We start from the raw sequence: 25,486 nt of genomic DNA, 5'->3' as shown, positions 1-25,486 counted from the left end.
TCCTTAGCTTTCGGCTTTATGTAGTTTTTCCTGATAGCGAGCGATGAAACCTGCACTCTGTTCTTCAAGAGTTTGAACCAAACGACGACCTTTACTGTGTACGATGGTGTAAAGGAACAGTAGAGGAATTGCGACAACCAGACCTAGCATGGTGGTTACCAATGCTTCAGAAATACCGCCAGCCATTAGTTTCGGATCACCGGTACCAAATAGCGTGATTGCCTGGAATGTACCGATCATACCCATTACTGTACCCAATAGACCTAGTAGCGGTGCAACTGAAGCAAACAGTTTGATTGAGCTAACAAAGCGTTCGATGCTTGGCGCATTGCGTAAGATGATTTCGTCCAGTTTCGCTTCAAGATCTTCAAGGTTGTCGCCTTTGTGCTCTTGGTAAGCTTGGATAACTTCACCCAGTGGGTTACCAGGGATAACCGTGTCAGATTTCGCCTGTTTACGCATCTTGCCACCGATAACCTGAAGGCGTAGGAAGCAGAACAGTGCAATGATGACACCGACAGCACCCATAGCTAGGATGACGTAACCAACGATACCACCTTGGTCAATACGTTCCTGAACGGTCGGGCTCTGTACCAGTAGCGATAGGATTACGCCACGAGACGGGTCAAGGAACAGCGGCTCGTATGTGCCTTCTGCTGATTCGAAACCAGCAACTTGGCTTGTGATGTTCTTGCTTGGCTGACGTGATAGTTCTTCGAACTTGCCAGTTTGAGGTACGTAAATGACGTATTTGCCATCTGCAATTGCGTTGAACTCACCCACTAGCGTTACGTCGCGAACGGCTTCTTTACCTTCACCGTAAACAACGGTTGCTTGTGTTGTTGATGTATCACCAGATACGACAACTTGTTGAAGAATGGTGTGCCAGAATGCTTCTAGCTCTTGAGTTGACGGTAGCTCTTTACTTTCTGCCAGTTTCGTCAGCAGTGCATCACGCTCTGGGAACTGAACGGCATTTTGCGAAGCGGCAAACAGACCTTTAAATTCGCCTGCGTATTGACGAACTACACCAAACATTTCACCCAAGGTACCTGAACGAACACGCAGTGTTTCGGTTAGTTCAGTCAGTTGTTTGTCGTTTTCGTCGAATGTTGCTTTTAGCTGATCACCCAGTGCTTGTTGTGAGGCAAGCTCATCGCGCGCTTGTTGTAGCAACACGGCTTGTTGATCACGATCGCGCTTGAAGATTGCTTCGCGTTCTTTGTTTTCTTTCGATTCAACAATACTTTCTGATTTTACGTTTTTCAGTAGTTCAGACAGTGTTTGTGGGGTTTCTGCTTGAACGCCAGAAACCATAAATAAGCTAGCTAATAGGCCAGCGGCTAGAGTTTTGAATCCTTTCATCTCTTATTCCTCCCCAGCAAATACAGGCAGTTTGATCAGCGATGGTGGCGCTTGCTTCTTAGCGATGCGCAGACCTTGCTGTACAGCAATACGGTAGCTTTCAGGTAATGTTTCCCATTGACGAGTTTGTTGGTTCCACATACCCGTTTCACCGCCGTCTGGAGATTGGAATAGAAGTGCCGTACGACCAATACGCAAGAAGTCGTAAGTCACAACTTCGCCGCCACGGTCAAGGCTAGCTTTGTAAGATTCGATAGAGCGCGAGAAGCCTTCTTCGATTTGGTAAGCTTCCATTACTTTACGGAATTTCTCTGAAGTCGTTACGTCTGCACGATCCATCAGGCGACGTAATTCTTGAACGCGTTTGTTACGTTCTTCTTTTTGGAACGGCAAGTCGAGCGTCACGAATTCGTCTAGTGCATCGATCATTTTTAGTGTTAGAGGGACAACTTCGGTTGCCGTTTGATCGATTTGAGCAATCTGATTGTTTAATGAATCCAACTCACCTTGTTGAGATTGAACCATACGGTTAATTTGCTCATTGTAGACTTTCATGCTGTCGATTTGACGAAGTAAGCCTTTGTATTCAGCCAACATGCCTTCAGTGCTTTCAGCATAGTTGTCGATTTTTTCTTGTGAAGCCTGTGAAGACTTAGTGGTTTGTGCTTGATTAGAGACTACGGTTCCTGAGTCAGCAGCCATTGCTGCACCACTTACCGACAGGATCGCGGCAGTCAACGCACTTACGCCAAATTCCTTTAACGTCATAGTAGCATCCTTGTTAGTGTATAAAGTCAGTCGAATAGGGCGCAGGAAATCCTCCTGCGCCAAAGGTCTTAATTAAAAGTTTTGAGAGTATTTCAAGAAGTAAACGCGGCCTTGAATGCTGTATAGGTCTGACTCATAAGTCACGCCATCAGCTTCAAATGCTGGATCTTCGTCAGTCAGGTTACGTACACCCGCTGTGAATTTTGCATCCCATGGAGCTAGGTAGTTGTACGCCACGTTCCACGTTGTTTGTGAAGAGATGTGGCCAATTTTCTTGTAGTTGTCATCAACATCTTGCGCCTGGTCTGCGATGTGGTCTGCAGATAGGTAGATGTCGTGATCTTCAAGGAAGCTCACACCAACACCAGAGTTGAAGCGGTACTCAGGCAAGCCGTTGCGGCCTACTTGGTTGTTTGTTGGACCGCCAACGTATTCAGGTGTGCTGTAGTCAAGTACGTAGCTACCCATAAAGTCGTAGCGAACAGTCGCGTAATCGAAGTCGTAACGGTAGCCCAGTTTCAGGTCGATACCAGAAGTGTCTAGTGTACCTAGGTTCTGAAGACCCGCTGTTGCTTCTACGATACGGCCATTTGCATCACGAATGATGTTCGGGTTAGAAACGCCAGAGCTACGCTCTTCGTCGATCATACTTTGCAGTGTATTCAGTGTGATCATGTCATCAATGCTGATGTTGTAGTAATCCACTGTTACGTCTAGATCTTCGATTGGTGAGTAGCTCACACCAAAGTTAAACGATACTGATGTTTCTGCTTCCAGATCTTCGTTTGCAGTACGAGTCACATCGTATTGAGTTTCTGGACAGTCTGCATATGCAATGCCATTCGCTGAACAGTAGCTGTAGTCTTTTGCGAAGTCTGACGAGTAGCTGTCAGCCGCGTAAAGGTCAGATAGTGTTGGAGCACGGAAACCCATGCCAGCGCCAGCGCGGAACATCAGGTTATCAAGAGGCTGGTAACGGAATGATACTTTTGGCGAGATTTCATCACCGAAGTCACTGTAGTGGTCGTAACGAGCCGCGATGTTCATTTCTAGCTCATCAGTGAATGCGATCAAAGATTCCGCGTAGAATGCGTAAGTTTCGCGATCACCTGCAGCAGAGTTACCCGCACTACCGATGATGTTACCCGCTTCACTTTGTGGATCGTAGATGTCTGAGTAATCGTAAGTTGTGAACTCGGCACCAAGGTACAGTGGAATCGTTACGTCACCCACTTGCGCAAGGTCAAACTGAAGACCGCCAGAGAATTGGTGCATTTCCATTTCTGTTTCACGGCCAGTACCTGCAGAAAGCTGGTCTGTCGCGTCTGCGCTGAACTCACCATTTACAAATTGGCCTGACTCAGCCAGTTGTGATGCTGCTGAACCAAAGACATAACCAGTACCTGTTTCGCTACCGTTGGAGTAGTTCATATGGTAGCCAGCTTCCCAAATCACGTCACCGAATGTGTCAGTGTAAAGCGTGCCATCTAAACCTGCTTTGAAGTCAGCCTGGAAATCTTTAACGGTATTATCACGTGTACCAACGTTGTTGAAACGGTAGTAGACTGCAGCTGGACCTTTCGTTGGATCAAGACCATTTTCAGTGAAGAAATCAGCACCGCCACTAGTTGTAGGATCAACGGTAAAGTAACCTGCAGCAGGTGCAAAACGGCCAAAACTTTCGTTACGGTTCAACAGTAACTGTGAGTTAAACGTAGTGTCGTCAGTCAGGAAGATATTACCGTTAACAAATACCGTGTTACGTTCTAGAGAGGCAGTTTGAGCCGCTTCGCCAGTGTAGTCGTAACCACAAATGTCACCCAGACCTGGGTAGTTTGTTAGACCAACAAAACCTTTTGATGTACATGAGGCGTCAGTGTTGTAACCGTTTAGCGCTTTTAGTTCGCCGTCATGGTACACGTTACGGCCGTAAATACTTACGCCAGACATATCGAAGTAGTTCGCTGCGTCAGTATTCGTTGAGCTTAGGTAATCGCGATCGCGTTGGTAGATTTCATCTTTGCTGTCATGCTCAAACGAGAACATGATGTTACCTTTCTCGCCGCTGGTACCCATCACAAGCGCAACGTTTCCTTCATCACCGCCGTCCTGGCTAGGGATGCCTGAACCAACCGTTACGTTAATGCCATCAAACTCTTCTTTCAGGATGATGTTAACGACACCAGCAACCGCATCAGAGCCGTATACCGCAGAGCCACCGTCGGCCATTACTTCAACACGCTCAACAATCGCAGATGGAATTGCGTTGATGTTCGCAGCGCCGCCACCCATGGTTGCAGAACCAGGAAGACGTTTACCGTTAACAAGAACCAAAGTACGTGAAGCGCCTAAACCACGCAGAGACATGGTTGCCTGGCTTTGCCATGAGCTACCAGAGCTTTCACTATAAGAACCAAATGAGTTGAATGAAGATTTACGTAGAACGTCTGCAATCGATACGTCACCAGCACGTTCGATCTCCGCACGACCGATCACTGCTATCGGAGTGCTTCCTTCCATTGATGCGCGCGTAAGGCGCGAACCAGTAACTTTCATCTTTTGAAGTTTTTCAACTTGCTGCTCTTCTGCCTGAGCTGCTACAGGTGCGAAAGCCGTCGCCGTACCCAAAGCAAGGCTGATCGCAACAGATAAAGCTGTTGTGTTTTTATACATCCTTGTTGCTCCAATTTATTATTATTTCCTGTGTCTGGTCGTAAACGACCAAATGTGACGTTAATGTTTCGTTAACGTGCGGCCAATGTATAACCGAGGTCAAAAAAGGAAGTCAAACCAGTGGTAAACTAGGATGGTCAAATGTAAAAAAGATGTAAAAATCTGAAGGGATTGTGAATTGCAGAATAATTAACCAAGTAATAATAAAAAAATGACATTAAACCTCGATAAAACACCGTGTTTTGTCTTTCTTGTAAACTTTAATGGGTTATGTTGTGTATGGTTTTTAAGCGGGTAATTGAATCTGAAAAAAAGTATTTTTCCAGTGAATAATTCTGACATGGGTTTTATATGTAAAGCTAATCAAGTTAGCTCTAGCACGTAGGGTGGTATCAAAATATGATACCCGTTGCTACCAAAGGGCTCACTCGTGATTTCGAGTCAATATGCTTGGTTAGGGATTGTCTTATTATTCTTAATTTCTGCATTTTTATGTAGGGTTTTGGCTCTAATTTAGTCAGATTGATATTCTGTATGAATTATTTTTTGTGGTTTTTTATCATTTTTTACCAAAATATTGCGTTTTTTTTGATAGTGGACGAAGTGCGTCATGTTTTGTTTTTAAACACTTGAAGCCAATGTGGATTCAAGCTAAATATGACGCTGACATTATTGCAGTGATAAAAAACAAGTTATTGACCCACATGGAACGTGCTTCAGTGATTTGAATTTCTGCAAGATAGATATGCACCATTTGGGGCCGGTATTTTTTCTGTTACGCCGGTCTAAATTGGACAGTAGACAAGGAGCAAGTTGTATATGCTGTCGTACTTTTTACGCCGTTTAGCGTTAGTGATTCCGACGTTTCTCGGAATTACCATTCTTATTTTCGCCATTACTCGTTTTGTACCGGGTGGTCCTGTTGAGCGTATGTTGTCTCAAATGCAATCACAGGGAGATGGCGCCGCTTCTATGACGTCTGCGGGTGGTAACACCGCGCTTTCTGACGATCAAATCGCAGAGTTAAATGCTTTCTATGGTTTGGACAAGCCAGTAATGGAAGCGTACGTCGAGTGGTTAAGCCGTTTGGTCACGTTAGATCTTGGCGAATCAACCCGTTACTACGAGCCAGTATCTGAGATGATTGCAGAACGCCTGCCTGTTTCTCTGTTTTACGGAGGGATGACGTTCTTTATCAGTTACTTCATCTCCATTCCTCTCGGTTATTACAAGGCGCTCAAGCATGGCTCCGTGTTTGATTCCTCTTCCTCGATATTGATATTTGTTGGCTATGCCTTACCTGGGTATGTAGTGGGCGTGCTTCTCATTACCTTGTTCAGTTATCACCTCGAGTGGTTCCCTATGGGAGGCTTTGTTGGCGATGACTTCGATGACTATGAAACCTTCTTTGAGCGAGCCAAGGACATCATGTGGCATGCTGTGTTGCCATTGATTTGTTATCTGATTGGTGACTTTGCCACGCTGACAATGACGATGAAAAATAACCTGATGGAAAACTTGTCATCAGATTACATCCGTACTGCAATCGCAAAAGGTTTGCCGTTCAAGAAAGCCGTTCGCCGACATGCTTTGCGTAACAGTTTAATCCCGATTGCGAGCCATTTCGGTAACTCTTTACTTTTCTTTATGACGGGCGCATTCCTGATCGAGGTTATCTTTAACATCGATGGTATTGGCCTGCTGGGCTACGAGTCCATCATGGAGCGTGATTATCCTGTAGTAATGGGCATTGTTGCCATCAACGCGATCTTGTTGTTGATCGGTAACATCATTTCAGATGTCTGTGTTGCTTTAGTCGACCCTCGTGTGAAGTTTGGAGCGTAAGATGTTTACAGTCAGTCCATTAACTCAAAAGAAAATTCGCCACTTTAAAGAGATCAAACGTGGTTACTGGTCATTCGTGGTGTTATCAATCATGTTGATCCTCTCTCTGTTTGCAGAGCTGTTGATCAACAGTAAAGCTCTCGTCGTGAAGTATGACGGCAGTTTCTACTTTCCTGTGGTCAGTGATGTACGCTTAGGCAGTGATTTCGGCCAAAACTCCGCAAGTGAAGCAGATTACCGTGTACTGCAGAAGGTGTTTGAAGAGCAAGGTGGAGATAATTTTGTCATTTTGCCGATCGTTCCTTGGAACCCGTATGAGCAGGATTTCAGCGGTGATTTCCCACCAACAGCACCGAGCGCTGAGAACAAGCACTATTTAGGTACTGACGTTATCGGTCGAGATATCTTAGCTCGTCTGGTTTATGGCTTTAGAACCGCGATGGGATTTGCTTTGCTAACCATGATCGTCTCGTACGCGATTGGTACAGCAGTCGGTTGTGCGATGGGTTTCTGGGGAGGCAAATTCGATTTGTTCGTTCAGCGATTGATCGAAATTTGGTCGATGGTGCCATTCCTGTACGTGATTATGATTCTGGTTTCAATCGTTCAGCCCACCTTCGCGCTCTTCGTCGCCATCAACGTTCTCTTCTCCTGGATGGGGATGACGTGGTACATGCGGACCATGACCTACAAAGAATCGGCTCGTGAATACGTAATGGCAGCGCGTGCTTTGGGTGCATCAACGGGACGTATTCTATTTAATCATATACTTCCTAATACGATGGTTATGATTGTAACACTGGCTCCATTTACTATTGCGGCTAACATTACTGCACTAACAGCGTTAGATTACTTAGGCCTTGGCCTAATGCCACCAACACCGAGCTGGGGTGAGCTACTGCAACAAGGTAAGTCGAATTTAGACTCGCCATGGATTGTGTCTTCAGTAGTGACTTCGATTGTATTGGTATTGGTGATGGTGACCTTCATTGGTGAAGCGATCCGAGCGGCTTTCGACCCGAAAAAATTCACACGCTATGTTTAATTAAGCGTGTGAACAAAACATAAAAAAGGGAAGTTTTATGAATAGATTACTTTTAGCGTCTACGTTGACCGCCCTGAGTTTCGGTGCAATGTCCGCGACGCTCCCGACTGACTTAGAATGGAAAACAAACTGGGATGAGCCGCAATATGGCTCTCCAGAAGCTAAGCGTGGTGGCACTTATCGCACTTATATGTCGAGTTTTCCACAGACATTACGTAGCGTAGGGCCAGACGCGAACGCAGGACTGCGTGCTTTCTTGTTAGATGACACACCGGGTTTAGTGGTGCGCCATCCGGATACTTTGGAATTCATTCCTGAGCTGGCAAATGAATGGGCGTTGGCTGGTGATAATAAGACGGTTTACTTCCGACTAAACCCGGAAGCGAAATGGTCGGATGGCAAGCCAGTGACTGCAGACGATTTTGTCTTCATGCTCAAGTTCTACCGTTCCGCAGATATTCTTGAGCCTTGGTATAACGACTACTACAACAAAACGGTCGCAGACGTCGTTAAATTCGATGATCACACGTTTTCAGTTGTTGCGGCTAAAGAGTTCAACCAAGAAGAACTGATGTTAAGAATGGGCGCGTTACGTCCACGACCTGCTCATTTCTATGCTAATCCAGCCAAAGATGAAAACGGCGATGGCATCCATGATGATTTTGTTCGTTACTACAACTTTAAAAGTGAACCAACCACAAGCGCTTATTACCTGGATGATATCAAGAAAGGCAAAAGCGTAACGTTTAAACACGTTGGTAAAGACTGGTGGGGCTATAGCAATAAGTACTACCAAAACCGCTACAACGTCGACAAGATTCGTATCACTGTCATTCGTGATAATGACATTGCTATGAAGCACTTTGAGAAAGGCAATCTCGATGCCTTTGGCTTAATACTACCAAGTTTGTGGCATGATAAATCGAACACGGAACCGTATCAAAAGGGCTACATCGAGAAGTTCTGGGGCTACAACCAATATCCTGTAGGGGCTGGTGGCCTTTGGATCAACACGGCGCAACCGCTATTGAATGATCTTAATGTGCGCAAAGGTGTCACCTACGCGACGGATTTCGATGGCATGATCGAAAATGTCTTGCGCGGTGACTACTCCCGTAAGCCTAATCCAACCGGTTTTGGCCATGGCAAATATTCGCTGCCAGATGTAAAAGCACCCGCCTTTGATGTCGATAAAGCTATTGCAGCATTTGAAACCGCAGGCTTTGACCAAATTGGGTCTGACGGTATTCGCGTTAACTCTGAAGGTCAGCGACTGAGTTTCGAGTTGACTTATGGAACGCCTGTCCACACTCCGCGTATCGCTTATCTAAAAGAGCAGGCTAAGTTGGCCGGTTTGGACATTGAACTGAAACTGGTGGATGGTTCTTCGATGTTCAAATATGTGCGTGAGAAAAAGCACGATCTCGCTTTCCTGACCATGAGTACTTCTGAGATTCCAACCTATTGGGAATACTTCCATTCGGTCAATGCCAATAAGCCGCAAACGAACAACTTCACCAATTACAGCACACCAGAGCTGGATGAAAAAATCATGGAGTATCGTTTCGGTTTAGATATGGACAAGAAAATCAAACTGGGACACGAAATTCAGCGCAATATTATCGACGCGCACGTGATCATCTCGGGCTACATGGTGCCTTACGTTCGCTACGGCCATTGGCGCTGGCTGAAGCTACCAGAAAAACCGATGAACCGTATGACAGAAGCACTTTACAGTGATGGTGTTATTGGTGACGGCACATACTGGATCGACAGTGATGTGAAAAAAGAAACTCAAAAAGCGATGAAATCGGGTAAGACATTCGAGCCTGTAGTTGAAATCGACGACACCTATAAGCTGTAAGGAGGTGTTATGGAAAACGATGTAATTTTAAGTGTTAAAGACCTCGAAGTAGAATTTACGACCGACGATGGGCCGGTAAAAGTACTCCATGGTGTGAACTTTGATGTTCGAGCCGGACGCACTCTAGGCTTAGTGGGTGAGTCGGGCAGTGGCAAGAGTGTGACCTCAATGTCTATTATGGGGTTGCTGCCGAAGCCATACGGCAATATTGTTAAGGGTGAAGTGAACTACCGCGGAACCAATCTGGTGGATTTGCCTGCAAATGAAATGTATGCAATGCGTGGTAACCGCATTTCTATTATCTTCCAGGATCCAATGACGGCATTGAACCCTGTTCACACCATCGGCCGTCAGATTTGTGAAGTACTCGAACTACACCGCCCAGAGCTGGATAAGAAGTCACGCGAGTCCTATGCGATTGAAATGTTGGATAAAGTAAAAATTCCAATGCCAGAAAAGCGTCTTAACGAGTATCCGCACAACTTGTCTGGCGGTATGCGTCAGCGTGTCATGATCGCAATGGCACTGGCCTGTAAACCAGACATTTTGATCTGTGACGAACCAACAACTGCACTGGATGTAACCGTACAGGCGTCTATCCTTGAACTAATGAATGATCTTCAGGAAGAGACGGGTATGGCGATGATCTTCATTACGCACGACCTTGGTGTGGTGGCAGAAGTGTGCGATGACGTGGCAGTGATGTATGGCGGGCGCATTGTTGAAAAAGCAGAGATTTTTGAACTGTTTGATAACCCGCAGCACCCATACACCGAGCGTTTGATGGGATTGATGCCAAGCTTAGATAATGAACCTAAGCAGATGATCGACATCAAACCAATAGATGCAAGTATGTTTGCTCACTAGTACAAAGTGAACGAGTCATAAAAGAGGATGTTATGGCAAAAGAAGTATTAAGAATTGAAAATCTTAAGCAGCACTTTGTATCTGGTAAAGGGCTGTTTAAGAAAGGCTACACGATTAAAGCGGTAGATGGGGTTTCCCTGTCTGTCGGAGAAGGGGAAACGCTGGGCCTGGTAGGAGAGTCAGGCTGTGGTAAAAGTACCTTAGGCCGAACAATATTAAAGCTTTACGAACCAACGGAAGGCAAAATCTTTTTCGAAGGCAAAGATATCACTAAGCTGTCAGTAAAGCAGATGCGTTCTCTGCGAAAAGACATGCAGATCGTTTTTCAGGACCCAATGGAATCTCTCAACCAGCGTCATACTATCGGTATGATTCTGGAAGAGCCGTTTGTGATTCACAAAGTAGGTACGCCTGCTGAACGTAAACAGTGGGTGAAAGAGTTATTGGTTAAAGTCGGCCTGCCAGAAACCGCGGTAAATCGTTACCCGCACGAGTTTTCTGGTGGCCAGCGTCAACGTATCGGGATTGCTCGTGCGATTGCGCTGAAACCAAAACTTCTGATTTGTGATGAGTCTGTTTCGGCCTTGGACGTTTCCGTTCAGGCACAGATTCTCAATTTGTTGTTACAACTACAGCAAGAAATGAATCTGGCGATCATTTTTATCTCCCATGACCTGTCCGTAGTGAAGCATGTCTCAGATAAAGTCGCGGTGATGTACTTTGGTAAGGTTGTCGAAGCGGGCAATGCGAAAGAAATCTACGCTAACCCACAAAACGAATACACCAAAAAGCTGCTTTCTGCTATCCCAATTACGCATCCTAAATACAGAAAGAAAAAACGTGTGGCTGAAAAAAAGCAGCGAGTGGCGTAAGCCGTGCCACTGCGAATGTAAACAAGCAACGCTCCGCCAAGTAGTCGGGGCGTTTTTCTTTTGTATGCTTTTTACGCTTACATGCTACACTCAGGCTTATCTCTTTGGTTTTGTTTGGATAATTGACTATGGCGTCAGATTTACCGAAATCATTCAGCCGACCGTTCTTAAAAATCTTCCACTTCTTTGAGGCGATATTATTAGTCGCCATTACCTTGGCTACCTTGTATGCCATGGCGGAGGAGTTCATCCATGTCTTTGTTGCAAAACGTGTTTTGTTAACTGACATCTTATTGATGTTTATTTATCTCGAAGTGTTGGCGATGGTACGGCAGTTTGTGATGAACGGGAAAATTCCGGTGCGTTACCCCATCTATATCGCGATGATGGCAATTGCTCGTTACATTACTCTGGGTATGAAAGAGTTGGATGCGGTTCCTGTTGTTTGGCTATCTCTTGCGGCCCTGATTCTTGCGGCGGCGACGCTTTTAATTCGCGCGGGTCACCATTATTGGCCATATGTGGATAAGCGTACAGCAGAAAAGGATGAGTAAAGCTAACTTTGGCCTCTTTTTTGTTAGAACTACTTTTGATTTCTTCTTTTTAGTCTCATTTGAGGGCTGGTTCGAGGTATCTGCTTGAAAGTGAGGTGAACCATATAAATAAGGTTTTTATAAATATGGGTTTGAAGATACATATAGGTTGATTGAGTATCTAGACTATTTTTTTGCACCAATATTGGACTTTATTTTTAATGTTGTTACTTAAGTCGATGTTGGTTGATGTTTTTAAGCCTAAGTAAGTGGTGCTGTTTTTAGAGCAATATCACTGAATAATATAGATATTACCTTTTTTGTTGCCAAGTTTTATACCTCTACTGCATGATAGCCGTTTGAACCGTCAGGATTAGCCTTATCTAATTGGCATACAAGTCTTGTCAATTTTGAGTAATTTATCTGTCGGCTCGAAGCAAACAGTTTTTTTACATTCATAGGTATTTCTTATATTATTGGTCAAAAGCTAAAATTGTTATATTAATCAAGGTTAAAAATAATAGAAACTATTATCGCGGCCCTTCATTGGTATACCCTCACTTGCAAAAAAAAAGGAGATTCAAGTGAAATTTTCACTATTAGCAATCGCGGTTGGCTCCATAATTTTAGTCGGCTGTAATGATAGTAGCACTGATACTGTATCGTTTTCTCAGGATGTACGTGCATTCGATGGTGCTGTTCAAGGTATGACTGGTCAGTTTGATTGTACTGATGGCTCAGGCGGCGCTATCAACGGGACTACTGACTACGATGGTTTTATCACCATTGAAGATGAAACGTTCGCAACTAGCCCTGAAACTTGTTCTGTAACCTTCAATAAAACTGACGGTGCCGTGGATACCTCTAACGGTAAAGACATGTCGAATGTAAGCTACAGTGTGCCAAAAGGCTTGCTCCAAGCGGGTCAAGAAGCAGCGGCAACGCCATTGACGACAATTATTGCCAAAGCTCTGGGTGATGACGATTATTCTGAAGAAGTTGCTAAGGCGACTTTGAAAAGCCTGGGTATCGATGTTGATAATTTAAACAACGAAGGCGTGGAAATTAATGTTATCGATTTGCTCACTGATCCTGAAACTGTATTGGGTGATCTAAAAGAATCAAATCCAACCGTTTACTCAGAAATTATGGTTACCACAGTGGTTCTTTCTGATGCACTAGCTGCTCAAGGTGAAAATTCAGATGTTACTGTTGAGCAACTTACTACTGTGACGAGAAGAGTAAGTCAGGTTGTTTTGGATGAACATCCAAACTATCCGACCAATAACGATGGTGATGAAATCTATGTCGAACTTTCTGGAGCTCTGGAAGATGAGACTGTATTCAACACAATTGCTGATGCAGAACAAGACGAAGATATCAATCAGGATGATCCAATTTTTGATGAACTTAATGAAGATATAGCAACGGGTAAGCCAGCGGAGCCCGTTCCTGAGCCTGAGACTCCACCTACAGGTGGTACAGGTGGTACAGGTGGTAGTGGTAGTGAAGGCGGCGGTGGCGCTTAATAGCTTTCTCCTTCCTTATCATAGCTAAAAGATTAGTCACCCATAGCACACGCTTTGGGTGATTTTTTATAAATGGATGTATCACATGTTCAGACCTAACTTTTCATTACAAAACTGCATACGGACAGTTTTGCTCTTTGCCCCCTGTACCAGTTTTGCCTCACCCGATAACCTAACTTCTTATCAGAGCTTCACCGGGTTGGGGTTCACCCCGAATGCTCAGGTGATTGACACTGGGGATTTCCATATCTCTTTCAGTCAAGGAGTGCCCTATCTAGGAAGTATCGCCCAACTTGATGACTGGTTTCTTGCCGCAGGTATTCTTCCCGGTGTTGAAGCTGGGGGGAGAATTGTTACTCAAACTTACGATTGTAATGGTTACTTCGACTATGGATGCGGTATTCGAGACTTATCCGCATCATTTAAGGCTCAAGTACCCTATGTCTATGACTTAACTGGCATCCAACTAGCCGTCGGGGCTCAAGATGTTGGCGGTGCTGCCAGTAACTTTAGAGCGGCTTATGTCGTCGCAGATAAAACCTTCGAAGGCTACGGATTACGTGTTAGTTCAGGTTTTGGTAAGTCAGATCTTAGTCTTGGGATTATGGACGGGCCTTTTGGTGGGGTCGAGTGGCAACCGCTTTCTTTTGCCCAACTCGTAGGTGAATACGATGCCAGCGAACTCAATGTTACGGCGAAAGTGTTTACCCCTGAGGGCTTTTTACCCTATGGTATTCAGACTTCTGCCCATGTTGAGCTTTACACTGGTCACGAGAACAGTGATCAGACGTTATGGGGGATCAATACAGACATTCCATTGGTTGGATATAGTAGCAATAGCCGTAAGCGATTAAAACAGCCAGAACTAGAAAGTACCGAGCAGCGTCTTACCTCTCAGTTGGCTGCTAGCAAGTCGACAAGTCGGACATCTTTGCAGCAAGCGCTTAAGAATGAAGGCTTTATTAATATTCAAACGGGTACTCATCTTAACCAGTTGGTCATTGCCCTCGAGAACCGTCGTTACAACCACAATGAAGTTGACGGTGTTGGTGTAGCTCTGGGCCTAATAGCAACAAACCTAAGCCATGATACACTTACCGATATTGTTGGTAGTGATTATGCTCCAGTGATCAACTTGCTGCTGCTGAATAACAATATACCAGTAATGCGAGTTTCCACCACGCTAGACTGCTATCAAGACTTTTTGGAGACAGGCGAGTTATGTAAACAGACGTCGTTTTCCTCACAGCACTTGAATGAATATCGGAAACAGACTCAGTGGATCCATCAGCATATCAACGATGGTATGGGGCGTTCGCAGCTTATTTTTGCACCAATTATGAATTACAACGTTGCCACGGAATATGGTGTTTTTGATTATTCTGTTGGTCTGAGTTCCAACCTGTACACACCTCTGTGGCAAGGCGCTGCGTTTGATATCCGACACGTATTGCCTCTTGATGATAGTGATGACTATCAGGAAGGTGGGTACTGGGAAAATCAAAGCTTAGAAAATGAGATTAACCGTGTTCTTGTTCACCAGGCTTTTCGTCTACCTATGGATATCATGACTCAGTTTTCGGCAGGTTATATCTATAGCGGTTACCTTGGAGGAATGAATGAAACCCAGTGGAACTCACCTGAGGGACATCACGGCATTGGTTTTCAGATCAGCGAATTCACCTATAAGGATGACGTTGACTCACGCGGTCGTGAAATTGAAGACAAAGCCACTCGTTTAGCTAACTATACCTATTCAAGACCAGATTGGAACTGGCAGCTAAGCTTGCGAGGTGGAGAGTACTGGCGTGGGGATCAAGGTTATGATATCACCACAACGCATTGGCTCGGTGATGCTAAATTCTTTGCGAAATACTTAAGCAGCGAAGATGAAGAGTTTCTGACTCTTGGCGTCTCTTTACCGTTGACGCCATGGCGAGACATGAAGCCAGGCTACTTGCAAGTCAGAGGTATCGATCAGTATGAACTGACGGTACAAACTCGAGTTAATGACTCTCACAACAATATCAACACCGGACTTGGTCAGTCTGTTGAGCTGCAACACAGTCTTGAACGTGAGTACCTTAACCGTTCTAGGTTAACGCCAGCGTACTTCAATACCTATCAACAGCGAATGAGAAACGCTTATCTTCGTTTGTTGGAACAAGAGCGGTAAGTCGCTTAAAAAGTAATATTAAAGGGCGGTTTCCTTTTGTAGGCACCGCCCTTTTTGCTTTCTGGCTTTTTGGGTAGGGTTATGTTGTCAATGAGTTGGAGTATCGTTATTAACTATCAGGATTATGAATGACGATTCTTTTTCGTATGAGTTCTTATGAGTCTGTGTTCTGCATGTGCTCGTTTATTTGTGACATGCAACTTATTCCAAGATCATGTATAAGGATATTTGTCACATTTATTATTCTGTGTAATTTACTTTATTTATCTTTTGGCCAAAAATGAATGCATTGGTCAACTAGCTATAACTAATGATGGAATTAGAAATGAGTGAAAATCTAAAAAATCAAAATAAGTTATGGTCAAGCTCATTAGCTTGGTATACGCACGACTTTGATCTAAAAATTCTTCCTTCTTGTCTTCATGCCTAATTAATGCGTGTTTTTAGCAACTAATTTTTTTGCTAAATGTTCGTAATCCCTTTGACATCATTTTAAAATCCGACATTACAGTTCTGTACTACTAATTCAGCTCCTTAGTCGTATTTTATCTAAATTTAAATTTTAATTTAACTGATTCATTATTCAGTGCGGTCTAGTACACCAAAATTAAATTTCAGGTGTAATTAATATCGTCTGAATAATAAAAAATATATTTATAGGTATTATTATGGAAAACTTTAAGCATCTACCAGAACCATTCCGTATCCGTGTTGTTGAACCTGTAAAAACCACGACCAGAGAATACCGTGAAGAAGCCATTTTAAAGGCGGGTATGAACCCATTTTTATTAGACAGTGAAGATGTATTTATCGATCTACTCACCGATAGTGGTACTGGTTCGATCACACAAAAAATGCAAGCGGCAATGTTAATGGGTGATGAAGCCTACAGTGGTAGTCGCAGCTACTACGCGCTTGCCAATGCGGTTAAAGATATCTTTGGTTATGAACTGACAATTCCTACTCACCAGGGCCGTGGTGCAGAGCAGATTTATATTCCAATTCTTATCAAGAAGCGTGAGCAGGAGAAAGGCCTCGACCGTTCTAAAATGGTCGCTCTGTCTAATTACTTCTTCGATACAACGCAAGGCCACACTCAAGTGAACTGCTGTGTAGCAAAAAACGTTTATACAGACGAAGCCTTTGACACATCAGTAAATGCCGACTTTAAAGGGAACTTCGATCTGAAAAAACTGGAAATGGCGATTGAAGAAGCGGGTCCTGCCAACGTTCCGTACATTGTAAGTACGATTACTTGTAACTCAGCAGGTGGCCAACCCGTTTCCATTGCAAACCTGAAAGCGGTTTATGAAATCGCTAAACGCTACGATATCCCAGTTATCATGGACTCGGCTCGTTATGCGGAGAACGCTTATTTCGTACAACAGCGTGAGCCAGGTTACCAAGACTGGACGATTGAAGAGATCACTCGCGAAACCTACAAGTACGCGGATGCGCTAGCCATGTCAGCGAAGAAAGACGCAATGGTACAAATGGGTGGCCTGCTGTGTTTCAAAGACGAATCTATGATGGATGTATACACCGAATCTCGTACTCTCTGTGTTGTACAGGAAGGCTTCCCTACTTACGGTGGCCTTGAAGGTGGCGCTATGGAGCGCTTAGCGGTTGGTCTATATGACGGTATGCGTCAGGAGTGGCTGGAGTATCGTATCGGTCAGGTTCAGTACTTAGTTGATGGCCTAGAAGCAATTGGTGTTGTTTGTCAGCAAGCGGGCGGTCACGCGGCGTTCGTAGATGCAGGTAAACTGTTGCCTCACATTCCATCGCATCAATTCCCAGCGCATGCTCTTGCTTGTGAACTGTATAAAGTAGCGGGTATTCGTGCCGTTGAAATCGGTTCTCTGTTACTAGGCCGTGATCCAGCAACGGGTAAGCAGCATGAATGTCCGGCTGAATTGCTGCGCCTGACGATTCCTCGTGCGACGTATACACAAACACACATGGACTTTGTTATCGAAGCCTTTGAGAAAGTGAAAGCCAATGCCCAAAACGTGAAAGGTCTCGATTTTACTTACGAACCGAAAGTACTTCGTCACTTCACTGCCCGACTAAAAGAAATTTAATTCCTGGTAATTAAATAGTAAATCATTAAGCAATAAATAATGGGTGCGTCTCTTCCCTCTGCTGAGGCGCACTTATTCTTAATATCTACCTCTTACTATAAATAAAATTACAAATAACATTAAATATAAATTGTAAATGTTGGCTGATTGTTTATACCTATTTAAAACACTATTATAGAGACATAGGTCATGAAAAATAGTCCATCTTTAGTCGGCGGATCTTGTATTATCGCAAGTGTCTGTGTTGGGGCGGGAATGCTTGGTTTACCAAGCGCAGGCGCAGGTGCTTGGACCGCATGGTCATTAATTGCAATTACCTTTACCATGATTATGATGACAGTATCAGGCTGGATGCTGTTAGAAGCTTTTAAGCGCTATGATTTAAAAGTATCTTTTAATACGGTAACGAAAGATATGCTAGGGAGTACCGTTAACCGAATTAATAATTTAGCAGTATATTTCGTTGGTGGTATTTTACTTTATGCCTATATTACCTCTTCGGGTTTAATCTTAGAAGGCGTATTAGGTCTCAATAATAAAGTAGCTTCAGTTTTATTTGTTGCAATATTTTCTCTTTTCGTATGGCACTCCACTCGAGCGGTAGATAGAATTTCCGTTGTTCTTATTGCCTTTATGGGCCTCAGTTTTATTTTCGGTGTATCTGGCTTAGCTGCAAATATCGATATGTCGATTCTGTTTGACCGCGTCAATCAAGAAACCAGCTATGCACCTTATGCAATGGCGATGCTGCCTGTCGCGTTGACTTCATTTGGTTACCATCACTCCGTCGCAAGTATGCGCTCTTACTACGGTTGCGAGCATCGTGCAAAAAAAGCCATTTTAGGTGGAACGGTCATTGCGCTGACACTTTATTTCTTATGGATGGTGAGTATTTACGGCAATCTGCCACGCAGTGAATTCGGCCCTGTTATTGAGCAAGGCGGTAATGTAGAAGCATTATTATCAGCATTAGGCTCAGCAATTGATTCTGACAAAGTGGCCAACGCCATTAACACCTTCTCTATGGCTGCCATTCTTTCCTCGTTTATTGGGGTCGGGTTAGGCGTCTTCGATTTCCTAGCGGACTTATTCAAGTTTGAAGACACAAAACAAGGCCGAACAAAAACCTGGCTGGCTACATTTTTACCCCCTCTGGTGCTTTCTTTGTTATTTCCGTTTGGTTTCGTTATTGCAATTGGTTATGCCGGTGCGGCAGCTACGGTTTGGGCATGTCTGATCCCTGCGTTATTAGCTCGCAAGTCACGCCGTCTAGAGGGAAGCCATGAAGGATTTGTCGCCCCTGGAGGGAATGCCATGGTTGGCGTACTGATTCTGTTTGGTGTGCTGACAGCGGTGTTCCATTTCATGTCAATGTTGAACCTTCTCCCTGTGTTTAGCATTTAGTCCTCAACAAATCGCAACTTTTACAACTGACTTGAGATAAAAAATGACAAATATTATTAGTACTTCAAAAGCGCCTTTAGCTATTGGTCCATATGTTCAAGGTGTTAATTTAGGTGGCATGATCATGACCTCGGGTCAGCTTCCAATTAACCCAGAAACAAAACAGATGTCGGAGGATGTCGCTGAACAAACGCTGCAATCATTAAACAATGCTTTGGCCATCATAGAAGAGGCCGGGTTGAGCGCCAAAAATATTGTGAAAACAACCGTATTTGTTAAAGACTTAAATGACTTTACTGTTGTTAACAAAGTTTACGGTGACTTTTTTGAGAATCACAACGCATCATTCCCTGCTCGATCTTGTGTTGAGGTCGCTCGTTTACCCATGGATGCAAAAGTGGAAATTGAAGTGATAGCAACGACATAACGACCGCTGAATACGCTTTAACACCTCTACACCTATTTAAAAATAGAAGCATGATAATTTCATAATGTGATTTATTGTCATGCTTTTTTTGTGCCCGTTTTTTATAAATGTTGGAACGTGAAATGAAACTAAATAATAAAAATATACTATTCATCTCTGGTTTAATTCTTTCAAATCAATCGTATGCGCTAACGGTGTATCAAGATGACGTAAACAAGGTAGAAGTATCTGGCGCATTTTTAATGGATTATTGGCAACCCGCTCAATTCCTTGATCACTACTTTAATGCCAGCCGCAGTACGTTAGGTATTGCGATCGAGCGTCAATTAGAGAACGGTTGGTCAACCGATGTAAAATTTGAGTGGGATACGATTCTAAACCCTCCTTCGAACGAATTTGAAACGCAGAATGGTGATAAGTTCAGAAGTCGGCTGGGCTATATAACGGTTGCAAATCAAGAGTTCGGTAGTGTTCGAGTCGGTAAGCAATATTCCGCGTATCATGATGTCGCGGGATACATGGATAACCTTATTGTGTTCGATCCGGATGCAACACCATTATTCAGTGATGGTAAAGATGGTGGCTTTATGGCCACAGCTCGTGGTGACAACCTGGTTGTTTACCGCAAGAGCTTCGATTCGCTGAATGTCTCTGCTCAGTATGGCTTTAATGGGGTAAACAACCGATACAATCAGAACTTAGGTCGAGATAACAACGTTGCCCTGGCGGTAAGCTATGATTTTGACTTTGGTTTAAGTCTTGGCGCAACTCATATGCAAAACAAAGTGGAGGGCAGCTCTTTTGCCGGACTTAATGATGGCGACTCCCAGGAACTGACGACAGTTGCAGCAAAATATGCATATGAAGGTTTTCAAATTTCCGCTGCATTTACTGATGGTAAGAAAGCGCATGAAACCGATTTATTGTATTACCGTGTGACCGAAAGCACTAAAGCAAACCTTTATGCTGACGCTAGCGCTTACGATATGTATGCACACTATTACTTCAACATTGGCTTACGTCCTTATATTTACCTTTCGCAAGTTGATTTTGATGACAGTTCGGTAAATATGGATGGGGAACGTAGCATTTACTCATTTGGTTTAAGCTACCATGCGACACCGCAGTTGATTATTTCTGGTGAAGTTAGAAAAACAGAAGAAGATAATTTGGGTGCAGGAAAGCAGGAGGATACCTTAAGTGGTATGACAATTTTGTATGCATTCTAGTCTGGTCCGAGGGGCGACAGACACGGATGTTGGACTGGGGTAATCAAACAAAAAGACGCTATGGTAAGCGTCTTTTCTATTTTGAATTCTGACGGGCAGTAAACTATGCCATAGAAATTAGACTTAACAGTCCAATAACTGCTGTTGTTGAAAAACACATCAGTGCAGCAGAGATTGAAGGCGTTAACACTTTTCCTAATTCAAGATTATTTTTACCGTCTAATATTGATAAAAGTGCTGAGTTCATTTTTTCACCGTAGTTATTGGTACGTGTCTAAGAACGGGGCGTATTTTACTACTGGTGTGATAGGTGTCAAATATTTAATCAAAAAAAGTTTAATTATTGTTCTGTTTTTTGATTGGTTAGGTTCGGTGTTGTAGGTCAAGCACATAAAAAAGCCCTTATAAAAAAGGGCTTTAAACATGCTAATAGGTAGGTTAGAAGCTTATTCGATGTTTTGAATTTGCTCGCGCATTTGCTCAATCAGAACTTTTAATTCTACGCCAGACGCTGTGATGTCCGTGCTGATTGATTTAGACGCTAGAGTGTTCGACTCACGATTGAACTCTTGCATCATGAAATCCAGACGACGGCCGACAGCGCCCCCTTTTTTCAGAATGTTAGTGGTTTCTTTTACGTGAGAGTCGAGACGATCCAGCTCTTCTGCGACGTCAGATTTTTGCGCTAAAAGGATAAGCTCTTGCTCCACGCGAGAAGCATCCAGTTCCACTTTGGCATCTTCAAACTTAGAGAACAGACGCTCACGTTGCCACTCCAGGATTTCTGGCATGCGCGCACGAACTTTTACCACTTCTGCCGTTATAGCGTCTAGGCGTTGTTCGATAAGCGCTTTCATGTTGTCGCCTTCACGGCCACGAGCATCAATAAACTCACTCAAAGCTTCATCAAAAGCACTCAGTAAAACCTTGTTTACTTCATCCATGTCTTGCTCTGGCGTTTCCATCACACCTGGCCATTGCATGACTTGGAATGGGTTGATGCGGCTTAGTTCGCCCGTCATATGCATCACTTGCTCTGCCGCTTTAATCACTTGGTTTGCCAGAGTTTCATTGATGCTAAGTTCACCTTTCGCGGCTGGGTTCGCTTCAAAACGAAGGTTACACTCAACTTTACCGCGAGCTAGGCGCTTACGAAAACGCTCGCGTAGCAAGGGTTCTAGTGCTCGGAATTGTTCTGGCATGCGGAAGTAAGTTTCCAGGTAGCGCTGGTTTACACTGCGGATTTCCCATACCGCCGAACCCCAGTCGCCTTTCACTTCTTTGCGCGCATACGCTGTCATACTGTAAATCATCGAATTTTCCTGTCTTCAATTTTTTGAAAATTACTTAGAGAGTGTATCACGGAGTGAGAATAGGTGCGCGGGATGTAGCGCGATGTACTAGGGAAATGTGCATCGATTGCATGACTTGTGACCTAGGAATCCGGAATCGATTCCGCTATAATCCTCGCCCAACCAAATCGTCTTCTCCTCATATTTAAGGTAGATGCCCATGCGTCCAAACGATCGCAAGGCGGACCAAGTTCGCCCAATCAAAATTACTCGTAACTACACCGCTTACGCTGAAGGCTCAGTATTAGTGGAGTTCGGTAATACCAAAGTGTTGTGTAATGCGACCGTCGAAGAATCTGTACCACGCTGGCTAAAAGGCCAAGGTAAAGGCTGGGTAACTGCAGAATACGGCATGCTGCCACGTGCAACACACTCTCGTACTCGTCGCGAAGCGGCAAACGGTAAGCAGGGTGGCCGCACGATGGAAATCCAACGCCTTATCGCTCGCAGTCTGCGTGCTGTTGTCGATTTAAAAGCGATGGGTGAGTTCATGATCACCGTTGACTGTGACGTGATTCAAGCGGATGGCGGCACAAGAACTGCTTCAATCAGTGGCGCAAGCGTTGCGATGGCAGATGCGTTCCAGCACCTAATTGAGAGCGGCAAGCTAAAAGCAAACCCAATGAAAGGCCACGTAGCGGCGGTTTCTGTTGGTTTGCTAGGTGATGAAGTACTGTGTGACCTTGAATATGTTGAAGATTCAGCCGCGGATACTGACATGAACGTGGTCATGACTGAAGAAGGCAAGATGATTGAAATCCAGGGCACTGCAGAAGGTGAACCGTTTAGTCACGAGCAACTGATGGCTCTGCTGGAGTCGGCGAAAATCGGCATTAGCGAAATTGTCACGGCGCAGAAGGCGGCGTTAGAAAATTAATTTTTAAAAATAGCTTCCCCGCAAAGGAAGCTATTTTTTTGCGTATTTTTAGGACTTTCGTCCTAGAACTTTAATACTGATATCCACACACTGAAAATTGAGAGAAATCCATGAAAGCATACCAGCGTGAATTTATTGAGTTTGCACTTGAGAAAGAAGTTCTTAAGTTTGGTGAGTTTACTTTGAAATCAGGCCGTAAGAGCCCTTACTTCTTTAACGCTGGTCTTTTCAATACAGGTCGCGACCTTGCTCGTCTTGGTCGTTTCTACGCAGCAGCATTGGCAGACTCGGGTATCGAGTTCGACGTGCTATTTGGCCCAGCGTACAAAGGTATCCCTATCGCGACGACAACAGCAGTCGCACTTGCGGATCACCATGATATCGACACACCTTACTGCTTTAACCGTAAAGAAGCGAAAGACCACGGTGAAGGCGGCAACCTGGTAGGTTCAGCTCTTGAAGGTCGCATTATGCTGGTTGATGATGTGATCACAGCAGGTACCGCAATTCGTGAATCGATGGAAATCATCAAGGTGAACGGTGCTGACTTAGCTGGCGTGTTGGTGGCTATCGACCGTCAAGAAAAAGGCAAGGGTGAGCTCTCTGCGATTCAGGAAGTTGAGCGCGACTTCGGCTGTGCGGTTATCTCTATCGTGAGTTTGGGTGACCTAGTGACTTACCTTGAAGAGAAAGGCAACGCTGCAGAGCACCTAGATGCTGTAAAAGCATACCGCGCGGAATACGGGATTTAAGAAAGGAAAGGACCTAGGTTGCTAGAATCCTAGGTCCTAGAAGAGCTTGTAGTAAGTTCAGTTAGAAATATAAGATCAGGTGTTTGTTGTTTTGGAATACAGAATACAGGGCGCTTCGCTTACGGAATACCGAAATGCTTGACATTGGGCTTGGGTGGTTAAAAAACAATCCGTAATCCGTAATCCGTAATCCGTAATCCGTAATCCCAACAAGTGAACCTAGGACCTTTAGGACCTTGGGTTATCTATAACGAATGCCTTTTGGCACGTTTTCATCCTGCATGGTCTTATAGCGTTTATGTAGCCACATCCATTGCTCGGGAGCGCGTAAGATGACTTCTTCCACGTATTTGTTCATGTACGCTGCGGCGGCAACTTCGTCTTTTTGCGGATAATCGGCTTCAATGCATTTATCTGCAATGATTTCATACTTGCCCTGCTCATTGCGGAAACCAGAGCCAGGAACGATGGCACACTTCGACGTATAAGCCAGAATGCTCGTACCTGTGGTGGTACACGCATCTTCTACAGCGAAGAATGGCACATACACCGATTTGTTGCGTCCGTAATCGTGGTCAGGTAGATAGAACAGACGTTCACCACTACGCAAGACGCGAATCATCTTTTTCACATCTTTACGGTCAATCAGTTTGTTGCCGTTATGGGTACGACCCCAGTACTGAATAAAGTTGTAAGCTGGATTATCGTGTGGACGAAAAGCGCCGTAGCCAGCCAGTCCCATGACTGCAAAAGCACGTGCGGTGATTTCAAGGTTCAATGCATGCACACAGCAGAGTAGGACGCCTTTGCCTTCTTGCGCTTTTTCTTTCAGAGCACCAACATCTTTTTCCACTAGCAGCGTTTTAAAGCGCCAAGTTGGCCAGAACCAGGTAATGCCGGTTTCGATCAGTGCCATGCCGGTGTTTTTGAAGTTTTCGGTAACGATACGATCGATGTCTTCTTGAGACTTGTCCGGAAAAGCCAGCTCAAGGTTACGCTTTGCGACGTGTACCCGTTTTTTACCATAACGCATGCCGAGCTTACCCACGGATTGGCCCAACGACAGAAGCAAGCGATAAGGAAGAATATTAACGATGATCGCCAGTAGACCAAACCCTATCCACACGCCCCAGTTACGTGGATGGAGAAGGGAAAGAGAAAACTTTGGCTGCGTTAGTTTGTCTTTACTCATAATCTCTACTTAATTTGTGCGCTGAGCAATGCCCAATATTCATCAAAGTTGGCAGTAGGCTGATATTTGAAGTCACTACGAACAAATCGGTTCAGGCTTCCTTCAACTTGCCCCAGGATCTGCGCGGCAAGAATGCGTTCCTCTACAGGGAAAGATTTCCCTTCACGAAGTTTACGTTCACGTAGGATCTGACGCAGTTGCGTTTCAATTCGTTCGAATAGCTGATTGATTCGCTCACGCAGCCGTTCATTCTCAAACATTAGAGCATGACCTGACAGAATGCGTGTCAATCCAGGGTTACGTTCTGAGAAAACCAAAATCAGGTGCATCACCATACGAATGCGCTCTAAGGTATCTTTTTCGTCGTCCAGAATGCGGTTAATACGCGTCATTAACGCTTCTTCGATAAATTCTATCAAACCTTCGAACATGCGCGCTTTACTTGGGAAATGGCGGTAGAGCGCCGCTTCTGAAACGCCAACTTGCTTCGCCAGTTTTGCCGTAGTAATACGTGAAGCACCTTCTGTAGATTCAAGCATCTGTGCTAAAGCTTGCAAGATCTCTTCACGACGATTGGATTTTTTACTGCCGGCCATTAGTTATTTCCTTTCAAAATACAAAGTTGAGCGGAG

General features: G+C 44.4%; 21 protein-coding genes. 14 read left to right on the top strand and 7 right to left on the bottom strand.

Annotated features, from left to right (window positions below):
• Positions 1-3 precede the first annotated feature (3 nt).
• The 3 genes from L9Q40_RS16640 to L9Q40_RS16630 all read right to left on the bottom strand — a co-directional run bounded on the left by L9Q40_RS16640 (position 4) and on the right by L9Q40_RS16630 (position 4,806).
• Complete coding sequence (locus tag L9Q40_RS16640; protein ID WP_020335707.1) at positions 4-1,365, bottom strand: MotA/TolQ/ExbB proton channel family protein; 1,362 nt, start codon at positions 1,363-1,365, stop codon at positions 4-6.
• Positions 1,366-1,368: 3 nt separating this feature from the next.
• Entirely contained in the window at positions 1,369-2,133 is a 765-nt protein-coding gene (locus L9Q40_RS16635; RefSeq protein ID WP_014230567.1) for a DUF3450 domain-containing protein, read from the bottom strand.
• Positions 2,134-2,205: 72 nt separating this feature from the next.
• Positions 2,206-4,806 carry a TonB-dependent receptor plug domain-containing protein gene (locus L9Q40_RS16630; protein WP_498793999.1) on the bottom strand — a complete coding sequence of 867 codons (2,601 nt, stop codon included), beginning with the start codon at positions 4,804-4,806 and terminating at the stop codon, positions 2,206-2,208.
• A gap of 819 nt (positions 4,807-5,625) precedes the next feature.
• Between L9Q40_RS16630 and L9Q40_RS16625 the strand changes: the two genes are divergently transcribed.
• From L9Q40_RS16625 to L9Q40_RS16570, 12 genes are all read left to right on the top strand, one after another.
• On the top strand, positions 5,626-6,651 hold the full coding sequence (locus L9Q40_RS16625) for an ABC transporter permease subunit (protein WP_014230569.1): 1,026 nt from the start codon (positions 5,626-5,628) through the stop codon (positions 6,649-6,651).
• A gap of 1 nt (position 6,652) precedes the next feature.
• Complete coding sequence (locus L9Q40_RS16620; protein WP_014230570.1) at positions 6,653-7,696, top strand: ABC transporter permease; 1,044 nt, start codon at positions 6,653-6,655, stop codon at positions 7,694-7,696.
• Positions 7,697-7,733: 37 nt separating this feature from the next.
• Positions 7,734-9,560: an extracellular solute-binding protein gene (locus tag L9Q40_RS16615; protein WP_498793998.1), complete on the top strand. Its 1,827-nt coding sequence runs from the start codon at positions 7,734-7,736 to the stop codon at positions 9,558-9,560.
• Positions 9,561-9,569: 9 nt separating this feature from the next.
• The gene (locus tag L9Q40_RS16610; RefSeq protein WP_014230572.1) at positions 9,570-10,427 is read left to right on the top strand and encodes an ABC transporter ATP-binding protein; all 858 of its coding nucleotides are present in this window, start codon (positions 9,570-9,572) and stop codon (positions 10,425-10,427) included.
• 32 nt (positions 10,428-10,459) lie between these two features.
• On the top strand, positions 10,460-11,299 hold the full coding sequence (locus L9Q40_RS16605; protein WP_498793997.1) for an ABC transporter ATP-binding protein: 840 nt from the start codon (positions 10,460-10,462) through the stop codon (positions 11,297-11,299).
• 128 nt (positions 11,300-11,427) lie between these two features.
• Positions 11,428-11,853, top strand: coding sequence for a phosphate-starvation-inducible protein PsiE (locus L9Q40_RS16600; RefSeq protein WP_498793996.1), 426 nt, complete (start codon positions 11,428-11,430; stop codon positions 11,851-11,853).
• Positions 11,854-12,416: 563 nt separating this feature from the next.
• Positions 12,417-13,361, top strand: a complete 945-nt coding sequence (locus L9Q40_RS16595; RefSeq protein ID WP_498793995.1) for an excinuclease ATPase subunit — start codon at positions 12,417-12,419, stop codon at positions 13,359-13,361.
• An 85-nt stretch (positions 13,362-13,446) separates the two neighbouring features.
• A complete protein-coding gene (locus L9Q40_RS16590) occupies positions 13,447-15,537 on the top strand; it encodes a YjbH domain-containing protein (protein WP_498793994.1) in 2,091 nt (696 codons plus the stop codon).
• Positions 15,538-16,205: 668 nt separating this feature from the next.
• Positions 16,206-17,621, top strand: coding sequence for a tryptophanase (gene tnaA / locus L9Q40_RS16585; protein ID WP_498793993.1), 1,416 nt, complete (start codon positions 16,206-16,208; stop codon positions 17,619-17,621).
• Positions 17,622-17,810: 189 nt separating this feature from the next.
• Positions 17,811-19,025 (top strand): aromatic amino acid transporter, encoded by a 1,215-nt coding sequence (locus tag L9Q40_RS16580; protein WP_498793992.1) that lies wholly within the window; start codon positions 17,811-17,813, stop codon positions 19,023-19,025.
• A 43-nt stretch (positions 19,026-19,068) separates the two neighbouring features.
• Positions 19,069-19,452, top strand: coding sequence for a Rid family detoxifying hydrolase (locus tag L9Q40_RS16575; protein WP_498793991.1), 384 nt, complete (start codon positions 19,069-19,071; stop codon positions 19,450-19,452).
• A 122-nt stretch (positions 19,453-19,574) separates the two neighbouring features.
• A complete protein-coding gene (locus L9Q40_RS16570; protein WP_498793990.1) occupies positions 19,575-20,681 on the top strand; it encodes a porin in 1,107 nt (368 codons plus the stop codon).
• Positions 20,682-20,784: 103 nt separating this feature from the next.
• Here the strand turns inward: L9Q40_RS16570 and L9Q40_RS16565 are convergent, their stop codons facing one another.
• Together L9Q40_RS16565 and L9Q40_RS16560 are read right to left on the bottom strand one after the other, a co-directional pair.
• The gene (locus L9Q40_RS16565; protein WP_237315949.1) at positions 20,785-20,928 is read right to left on the bottom strand and encodes a hypothetical protein; all 144 of its coding nucleotides are present in this window, start codon (positions 20,926-20,928) and stop codon (positions 20,785-20,787) included.
• A 199-nt stretch (positions 20,929-21,127) separates the two neighbouring features.
• Positions 21,128-21,994 carry a YicC/YloC family endoribonuclease gene (locus L9Q40_RS16560; protein ID WP_020335715.1) on the bottom strand — a complete coding sequence of 289 codons (867 nt, stop codon included), beginning with the start codon at positions 21,992-21,994 and terminating at the stop codon, positions 21,128-21,130.
• 199 nt (positions 21,995-22,193) lie between these two features.
• On the opposite strand from L9Q40_RS16560, the gene rph reads away from it, so the two are divergent.
• Together rph and pyrE are read left to right on the top strand one after the other, a co-directional pair.
• Positions 22,194-22,910: a ribonuclease PH gene (rph, locus tag L9Q40_RS16555; protein WP_025533765.1), complete on the top strand. Its 717-nt coding sequence runs from the start codon at positions 22,194-22,196 to the stop codon at positions 22,908-22,910.
• 110 nt (positions 22,911-23,020) lie between these two features.
• On the top strand, positions 23,021-23,662 hold the full coding sequence (gene pyrE / locus L9Q40_RS16550; protein ID WP_498793989.1) for an orotate phosphoribosyltransferase: 642 nt from the start codon (positions 23,021-23,023) through the stop codon (positions 23,660-23,662).
• Positions 23,663-23,903: 241 nt separating this feature from the next.
• On the opposite strand, the gene L9Q40_RS16545 is transcribed toward pyrE, so the two are convergent.
• Together L9Q40_RS16545 and slmA are read right to left on the bottom strand one after the other, a co-directional pair.
• Positions 23,904-24,854, bottom strand: a complete 951-nt coding sequence (locus tag L9Q40_RS16545) for a Kdo(2)-lipid IV(A) acyltransferase (RefSeq protein WP_498793988.1) — start codon at positions 24,852-24,854, stop codon at positions 23,904-23,906.
• A gap of 5 nt (positions 24,855-24,859) precedes the next feature.
• Positions 24,860-25,450, bottom strand: coding sequence for a nucleoid occlusion factor SlmA (gene slmA, locus L9Q40_RS16540; protein ID WP_014230582.1), 591 nt, complete (start codon positions 25,448-25,450; stop codon positions 24,860-24,862).
• Positions 25,451-25,486 lie beyond the last annotated feature (36 nt).

Origin of the sequence: Allocatenococcus thiocycli (assembly GCF_921292965.1) — a bacterium.
In the GTDB taxonomy this organism is placed as follows: domain Bacteria; phylum Pseudomonadota; class Gammaproteobacteria; order Enterobacterales; family Vibrionaceae; genus Vibrio; species Vibrio natriegens.
Note: the sequence above shows the minus strand (reverse complement) of the source record. Positions and strands in the feature narration are given on the sequence as shown.